This window comes from Azospirillum sp. UFLA03-27, from assembly GCF_059803775.1.
Genome location: NZ_JAUQTX010000301.1, coordinates 1 through 6,872, shown reverse-complemented (window position 1 = coordinate 6,872; position 6,872 = coordinate 1). Strand labels below are relative to the sequence as shown.

At 68.1% G+C, this 6,872-nt stretch carries 8 protein-coding genes and 1 pseudogene; 2 read left to right on the top strand and 7 right to left on the bottom strand.

Features of this window, described 5'->3' with window-relative positions:
• Window positions 1-363 precede the first annotated feature (363 nt).
• Complete coding sequence (locus tag Q4I23_RS28750; RefSeq protein WP_498528474.1) at window positions 364-846, top strand: hypothetical protein; 483 nt, start codon at window positions 364-366, stop codon at window positions 844-846.
• A gap of 50 nt (window positions 847-896) precedes the next feature.
• Here the strand turns inward: Q4I23_RS28750 and Q4I23_RS28745 are convergent, their stop codons facing one another.
• The 4 genes from Q4I23_RS28745 to argH all read right to left on the bottom strand — a co-directional run bounded on the left by Q4I23_RS28745 (window position 897) and on the right by argH (window position 4,293).
• Entirely contained in the window at window positions 897-1,316 is a 420-nt protein-coding gene (locus Q4I23_RS28745; RefSeq protein ID WP_454017533.1) for a bacteriohemerythrin, read from the bottom strand.
• A 90-nt stretch (window positions 1,317-1,406) separates the two neighbouring features.
• Window positions 1,407-2,672 (bottom strand): diaminopimelate decarboxylase, encoded by a 1,266-nt coding sequence (gene lysA / locus Q4I23_RS28740; RefSeq protein WP_237905677.1) that lies wholly within the window; start codon window positions 2,670-2,672, stop codon window positions 1,407-1,409.
• Complete coding sequence (locus Q4I23_RS28735; RefSeq protein ID WP_237905678.1) at window positions 2,669-2,854, bottom strand: hypothetical protein; 186 nt, start codon at window positions 2,852-2,854, stop codon at window positions 2,669-2,671. Before Q4I23_RS28735 ends, lysA begins: the two co-directional genes overlap by 4 nt.
• Window positions 2,851-4,293 (bottom strand): argininosuccinate lyase, encoded by a 1,443-nt coding sequence (argH, locus tag Q4I23_RS28730; RefSeq protein ID WP_498528473.1) that lies wholly within the window; start codon window positions 4,291-4,293, stop codon window positions 2,851-2,853. The genes Q4I23_RS28735 and argH overlap by 4 nt, the downstream gene beginning before the upstream one ends.
• A 39-nt stretch (window positions 4,294-4,332) precedes the next feature.
• On the opposite strand from argH, the gene Q4I23_RS28725 reads away from it, so the two are divergent.
• The gene (locus tag Q4I23_RS28725; protein WP_454017920.1) at window positions 4,333-4,992 is read left to right on the top strand and encodes a TlpA family protein disulfide reductase; all 660 of its coding nucleotides are present in this window, start codon (window positions 4,333-4,335) and stop codon (window positions 4,990-4,992) included.
• A 43-nt stretch (window positions 4,993-5,035) separates the two neighbouring features.
• Here the strand turns inward: Q4I23_RS28725 and Q4I23_RS28720 are convergent, their stop codons facing one another.
• The 3 genes and pseudogenes from Q4I23_RS28720 to Q4I23_RS28710 form a co-directional block, all read right to left on the bottom strand.
• On the bottom strand, window positions 5,036-5,632 hold the full coding sequence (locus Q4I23_RS28720; protein WP_498528472.1) for a DUF4142 domain-containing protein: 597 nt from the start codon (window positions 5,630-5,632) through the stop codon (window positions 5,036-5,038).
• A gap of 154 nt (window positions 5,633-5,786) precedes the next feature.
• The gene (locus tag Q4I23_RS28715) at window positions 5,787-6,665 is read right to left on the bottom strand and encodes a 3-hydroxybutyryl-CoA dehydrogenase (protein ID WP_237905682.1); all 879 of its coding nucleotides are present in this window, start codon (window positions 6,663-6,665) and stop codon (window positions 5,787-5,789) included.
• Between the two features lie 54 nt (window positions 6,666-6,719).
• Window positions 6,720-6,872 (bottom strand): annotated as a pseudogene (locus Q4I23_RS28710) (electron transfer flavoprotein subunit alpha/FixB family protein); the annotation flags it as partial.

The window sequence follows — 6,872 nt, the reverse complement described above, 5'->3', positions numbered from 1 at the left end:
GTTATAGTCTCGTGGGCTCGGAGATGTGTATAAGAGACAGGGCGCGGGTGGTGCCTCCTTGCGCAGGGGGAACCGGAACCCGTCCTTGCTGTCGCTCATGCCGCTCTCCCGTCAGGTCAGGCACCGGGCGGGAGGAGAAGCCGCCGCCGGAACATCGTCAGGATATAGGCTCGGCTGCGCCGTCTGTCGCGGTCCGGCATGCCGGTTCCTTACCGAAACATCGGGCCATGTCCAAAATATGGCGGGCCAATGGATGACTCAGGGCGCGGTGCCCACCCATTTCACGGCCGCGGACGGTGGGTCGTTCTCCAGAAGGCGAGGCGCATCGCGCCCGTCCAACAGCATCCGATCAGGAGCGGCCCCATGCCAAGCCCCAAGACTTTCTCGACCGCGAACGCCACCGGTGAACGATACACGCTCGACCCCGCCAAGCCCGGACATGTCCTTGTCTATCGGTTCGCCGACAAGGCCAAAGCGACCGACTGGAGGTCGCGCCGCCGGAACACCGTCGGCGGCGGCTTCGCCAAACCCAGCGATTCGGTGTTGAACGACTGGGCGCTCAAGCAAAGCTCGTACGGCAGCCAGTCGGAAAACTCGAACGACAACCCCTTCCTGTCCGTCGCCACGGATTACGAAGCCCTTTATGACCGGGCCGAGGGCTGGGTGAAGAAGATTCTCGAAACGGCGCCCGATCTGGGGGTTTTCTCGGTGCCTTACGACAAGCTCTATCGGCCGTCGCCGACCAAGCCGTTGTCGAAGGAGGAAACCGAGTGGCTGTACTATGACGGGGACGCCGAACTCGTGTCCTACCTGAAGACGTGGGCGGCCAATCCCTACAAGAAATAGACGGCGCCCGGTCCGGAGGTTCTGAGCGCCGGGCTTCCGCGGCCCGGCCCTCAGGCCGTCGGGGCCGCCGCGCGGGGATTCCCGCTCCGCCCGTCCAGCCATTCGCCGAACCACTTGTCCATGACCAGGATATGGCCGCACAGCCACATCTCGACGTAGCTCTGGAGGAACTGCACCTCCTCCGGATCGCGCGTCCCGGAGTCGGACTGCCGGCGGACGAAGTCGGCGAAGGTGTCGTGCATCGTCTTGTGCTTGGTGTAGTCGGGGTAGCCGACCGCGTGCATCAGCCCTTCCTCGCGGCGAAAATGATAGGCCGAATAATCGGCCAGCTCGCGCAGGAAGCGGTTCGCGGATTCCCGCGTTTCCCCGGCGGCGATGGCCGCGCTGAACTGGTTGAACAGCTGGAACAGGCGCTGATGGTCTCCGTCCACAGCGCTCTGTCCGATGGCATAGGCCGCGTCCCACTCCATGATGTTCCCCGCCCGTTTCTCGAACGGGGAATCATACGCCTTATGGGTGGTTCTGTGCAGCGGTTATTGCAGGCCCGCAACCGTTGTGGATCAGTCCTTCAGCCAGTCCGGCACGCGGTCCAGCGCCAGCAACTCCTCGACCGACACGCGCGGCCGGATGACCGAGAACTGGTCGCCGTTCACCAGAACCTCCGGGATCAGCGGGCGGGTGTTGTAGGTGGAGGACATGACCGCGCCATAGGCCCCCGCCGACAGGATGGCCACCAGCTCGTCCGGCGCCATGGCCGGCAGCGCGCGCTGGAGCGCGAAGGTGTCGCCGCTCTCGCAGACCGGACCGACGACGTCGTAGGGCTCGGTGGCGGCGCCCCTGGCGGGCTCGGTCACCGGGACGATGCCGTGATAGGCCTCGTAGAGGGTGGGGCGGATCAGGTCGTTCATCGCCGCGTCGATGATGACGAAGCGGCGGTGCAGCCCCTGCTTCAGGTAGATCACCCGCGACACCAGGATGCCGGCGTTGCCGACCAGCGAGCGGCCCGGCTCCAGCGAGATGCGGCAGCCGAGGTTGCCGGTGATCGACTTCACCATGGCGGCGTAGTCGGCGATGTCCGGCGGCGCCTCGTGCTTGTAGACGATGCCCAGCCCGCCGCCGAGGTCGAGCCGGGTGATGTCGTGCCCGTCCTCGCGCAGGACGTGGAGCAGCGCCGCTACCCGCTCGTAGGCGGCGCGGAAGGGGGCGAGGTCGGTCAACTGAGACCCGATGTGCACGGCGATGGCCACCGGCTTGATCCCCGGCAGCTTGGCGGCCTGGGCGTAGACTTCCCGCGCGTGGTCGTAGTCGACGCCGAACTTGTTCTCCTTCTTGCCCGTCGCGATCTTCGCGTGGGTCTTGGCGTCCACGTCCGGGTTCACGCGGAAGGCGATGGGCGCGGTGACGCCCAGGCTGACCGCGACCTCCGACAGGGCCTCTACCTCCGGGATGGATTCCACGTTGATCTGGTGGATTCCGGCTTCCAGGGCGGCGCGCATCTCCTCGCGTGTCTTGCCGACGCCGGAGAAGATGATCTTGCCGGCCGGGATGCCGCCGGCCAGCGCGCGCCGCATCTCGCCGCCCGACACCACGTCGGCGCCGGCGCCCAGCCGGGCGAAGGCGCGGATGACCGCGAGGTTGGAGTTGGCCTTCACCGCGTAGCAGACGTCGGCGTCCTGCCCCGCGAAGGCTCCGGCGTAGGCGCTGTAATGCGCCTCCAGCGCCGCCGTGGAGTAGCAGTAGAAGGGGGTGCCGACCTCCGCCGCGATGGTGGACAGCGGCACGGATTCGGCGTGCATCACGCCGTTGCGGTAGGCGAAGGCGCTCATGGGAAGCGGGCTCCGGAGGACGGCTGACCGGGCTTGGGGTCGGTCTTCGGGTTCGGGTAGGGCTGCGGGAACTTGTCGGCTTCCTTGCCCTGCGGGGGATCGACGAAGCTCGGCTTCTTGCCGCAGCCGGCCAGCGTCAGCGCGACGGCGGCGGTCGCCAGGATCAGCAGCGGGCGCCTCACAGGAAACGCTCCCGCGCCGCCGCGACAGCCTCGCGCACGCGGACGGGGGAAGCGCCGCCGAAGCTGCGCCGGCTGTCCAGCGACGCCTCGATGCTCAGCGCCGGGAAGACGGACTCGGTGATGCGCGGCTCGACGGCCTGCAACTCCTCCAGCGTCAGGGCGGTCAGCCCGACGCGCTTGTCCTCCGCCGCCTTCACGGCGCGCCCGGTGATGTGGTGCGCCTCGCGGAAGGGGATGTTCAGCTCCCGCACCAGCCAGTCGGCGAGGTCGGTGGCGTTGAGGAAGCCGCGGTCGGTCGCCTCGCGCAGCGCTGGCACGTTCGGCTGCATGTCGCGCACCATGCCCTCCATGGCGGCGATGCACAGCGCAAGCGTGTCGTCGGCCTCGAAGACCGGCTCCTTGTCCTCCTGCATGTCCTTGGAATAGGCCAGCGGCAGGCCCTTCATGGCGACCAGCAGGCTGTTCAGGCTGCCGATGACGCGCCCGGCCTTGGCGCGCACCAGCTCCGCCGCGTCGGGGTTCTTCTTCTGCGGCATGATGGAGGAGCCGGTGGTGAAGGCGTCCGTCAGCTTGATGAAGCGGAACTGGGCCGAGCACCACAGCACGATCTCCTCCGCGAAACGGGAGAGGTGCATGCCGCAGATGCTGGCGGCGGCCAGATACTCCAGCGCGAAGTCGCGGTCCGAGACGGCGTCCAGCGAGTTGGCGGTGGGCCGGTCGAAGCCCAGCGCCTGGGCCGTCATGAAGCGGTCGATGGGGTAGGGCGTACCGGCCAGCGCGGCGGAGCCGAGCGGGCACTCGTTCAGCCGGGCGCGGGCGTCGCGCAGGCGGCCGCGGTCGCGCCCGAACATCTCCACATAGGCCAGAAGATGGTGGCCGAAGCTGACCGGCTGGGCGGCCTGGAGGTGGGTGAAGCCCGGCATCACTGTGTCGGTGTGCTTCTCCGCCAGATTGATGAGGGCGGCCTGGAGCGCCTTCAGCCCCTGGTCGGCGCGGTCCAGCGCGTCGCGCACCCACAGCTTGAAGTCGGTCGCCACCTGATCGTTGCGCGACCGCCCGGTGTGCAGGCGCTTGGCCGGCTCGCCGATCAGCTCGGCCAGCCGGGCCTCCACGTTCATGTGGATGTCCTCCAGTTCCACCTTGAAGGTGAAGGCTCCGGAGTCGATCTCTTCCTTGACCCGGTCCAGCCCATCGCGGATGGCATCGGCGTCGGCCTGGGTTATGATGCCCTGACGCGCCAGCATGGCGGCGTGGGCCTTCGACCCGGCGATGTCCTGGTCGGCCAGCCGCTTGTCGAAGCCGATGGAGGCGTTGATCTTCTCCATGATGGCGGCGGGACCGCGGGCGAAGCGGCCGCCCCACATCTGGCTGGCGGCCGGGGCCGAGCCGTCTTGGGTGGCGCGGTCTTGTGAGTTCGGCTTGGGCTGTTCGGCGCTCATGACGGACACAATACGGATGGGAGGACGGGAAGCGTGAGTATGCGGACTTTGGCGGCCACCGCAATCTTTTGTGTGACGCTGGGCGGTGCCGGGCTGTGGATGGCGCTGGCCGGGCCTTCGGCCCCACCGCCGCCCGCCGTGCTGACGCTGGACCAGCCGGCCAACCAGCCGTCCTCCGGGGTGACGGCGGTCGGTCTCGACAAGTTCCGCTACATGGAGCCGCTGACGCCGGTGCCGGAGCTGCCCTTCTTGGACGGGGAGGGGCGCCGGGTCGACCTGTCGGAGTTCAAGGACCGTCTGGTCCTGCTGAACCTGTGGGCGACGTGGTGCGCGCCCTGCGTGAAGGAGATGCCGGCGCTCGACCGCCTCCAGGCGCAGTTGGGCGGGCCGGGCTTCCAGGTCGTGGCTCTCTCGGTGGACCGCGGCGGCAAGGATCAGGTGCAGCCCTTCTACCAGCGGACCGGCGTCAAGAACCTCGCCCTCTACCTCGACCCGTCGAGCGCCTCCATGCAGACTCTGAAGCTGCGCGGCCTGCCGACCACCCTGCTGGTCGACCAGGAGGGCCGCGAGCTTGGCCGCATCGAAGGGGCGGTGGAATGGGATTCGCCGGAAGTCATCGCCTTCCTGCGCAAGCACATGGGCAACGGCGGCGGCCCGAACCGCGACAACCGCGGCGGTGTGGTAAAGACGGGCGGGTGATGCGTCCAAGTTCCTGCTCCCCGGAGGGGCGAGGGAATTTGTGTCACTCCGACGATCCCGACGTTCCCGGCGGGGCATCCCCCGGCGGCGCCTGGGTCTGTGGCGGGGCTGGGCGGCGGGCCAAGTCGGCCATGATGTCCCGCGCCTCCTCGAAATGGCTGTGCAGCATGGGCAGGGCGTCGCGGGCGAAGTCGCCGGTCTCGCCGCCGCGTTCGGCCTGCGCCTCGTACAGCTTGATGGCGCGGGCGTGGGTTTCCTCCTCTGCGGCCATGTAGCGGCGGTCGAAGGCGCCATCGGGCGTGTCGCGCAGGCTGGACATGTGGGCGCGGGCGGACAGGCCCGGCTCGCGCGGGATGGGGATGCCGTGGCGCAGCGCCATGCCGGCCAGCCGGTCGGTCTTCAGCCCGTGATCGTCGGCCATGCGGCGGGCGAAGCGGCGGACCGGCTCCGTCTCCGCCCGGTCCTGGGCCAGCTTGCCGAGCGCCTGTTCGGCCATGCCGTCGGCCAGCGCCTCGGCGATGAAGTTGCGCTCCTGCCGGGACAGGGTGGAGGGCGAGGCCGGGACGGAGCCCGGCGCCTGCGCCAGGACCGGGCCGGACAGGAAGGCCGCAAGCATCGCCGTCAGGAAGCCGTGCCGCATCGCCCCCGTCCTTTCCGCTGTTCGCCTTGGTCCCTTATGGGCCGTTCCCCTGCGGGACGAACAGAGCGCGAGCGCAGCGGTTCCGCAAATGCACGAAGCCCGCCCCGGTTTCCCGGAGCGGGCTTCGCTGCGTCGTCCGTCCTTATCCGCCGCGTCAGCGGGTCGGGACCGGCGGATTCTTGGAGTAGTCGTAGAAGCCGCGGCCGACCTTGCGGCCGACCCAGCCGGCTTCGACATACTTCACCAGCAGCGGGCAGGGGCGGTACTTGCTATCGGCCAGACCCTCGTAGAGGACCTGCATGACCGCCAGACAGGTGTCCAGACCGATGAAGTCCGCCAGCTCCAGCGGGCCCATCGGGTGGTTGGCGCCCAGCTTCAGCGCCGTGTCGATGGCCTGGACGCCGCCCACCCCCTCATAGAGGGTGTAGACCGCCTCGTTGATCATCGGCAGCAGGATGCGGTTGACGATGAAGGCCGGGAAGTCCTCGGCCACCGCCGCGGTCTTGCCGATGTTCGCCGTCAGCTCGCTGATCGCGTTGAAGGTCGCCTCGTCCGTCGCGATGCCGCGGATCAGCTCGACGAGCTGCATCACCGGCACCGGGTTCATGAAATGCATGCCCATGAACTTGGACGGGCGGTCCGTCGAGGCCGCGAGGCGGGTGATCGAGATCGACGAGGTGTTCGTCGCGATCAGTGCCTCGGGCTTCAGGTTCGGGACCAGCTTCTTGAAGATCTCGCGCTTGAGCGCTTCGTTCTCCGTCGCGGCCTCGACCACGAGATCGGCGTCATGGAACACGGACAGGTCGGAACCGGTGGAGATGCGGGCGATCGCCGCCGTCTTGTCGGCCTCCGTCAGCTTCCCCTTCTGAACCTGACGGTCCATGTTCTTGGAGATGGCGGCCACCGACTTCTGCAGAATCTCCGGGCTGATGTCGGAGATGACGACCTCGTACCCCGCCTGCGCGCAGACGTGGGCGATGCCGCTGCCCATCTGGCCGGCACCGATGATGCCAATCTTCTTGATCGTGGACATATGAGCTTTCCCGCTTGTCTTTGGGCCGCTGGTCTTCCGAGGAGGACCGGCCGATTACGCCTTGCCCAGCTCGGCCGTCAGCTCCGGCACCGCCTTGAACAGGTCGGCGACGAGGCCATAATCGGCGACCTGGAAGATGGGCGCCTCCTCGTCCTTGTTGATCGCGACGATGACCTTGCTGTCCTTCATGCCGGCGAGGTGCTGGAT

Coding starts and splice junctions, on each gene's coding strand:
- Q4I23_RS28750 (WP_498528474.1), top strand. CDS start 364: ATGCCAAGCCCCAAGACTTTCTCGACCGCGAACGCCACCGGTGAACGA.
- Q4I23_RS28745 (WP_454017533.1), bottom strand. CDS start 1,316: ATGGAGTGGGACGCGGCCTATGCCATCGGACAGAGCGCTGTGGACGGA.
- lysA (WP_237905677.1), bottom strand. CDS start 2,672: ATGAGCGCCTTCGCCTACCGCAACGGCGTGATGCACGCCGAATCCGTG.
- argH (WP_498528473.1), bottom strand. CDS start 4,293: ATGAGCGCCGAACAGCCCAAGCCGAACTCACAAGACCGCGCCACCCAA.
- Q4I23_RS28725 (WP_454017920.1), top strand. CDS start 4,333: ATGCGGACTTTGGCGGCCACCGCAATCTTTTGTGTGACGCTGGGCGGT.
- Q4I23_RS28720 (WP_498528472.1), bottom strand. CDS start 5,632: ATGCGGCACGGCTTCCTGACGGCGATGCTTGCGGCCTTCCTGTCCGGC.
- Q4I23_RS28715 (WP_237905682.1), bottom strand. CDS start 6,665: ATGTCCACGATCAAGAAGATTGGCATCATCGGTGCCGGCCAGATGGGC.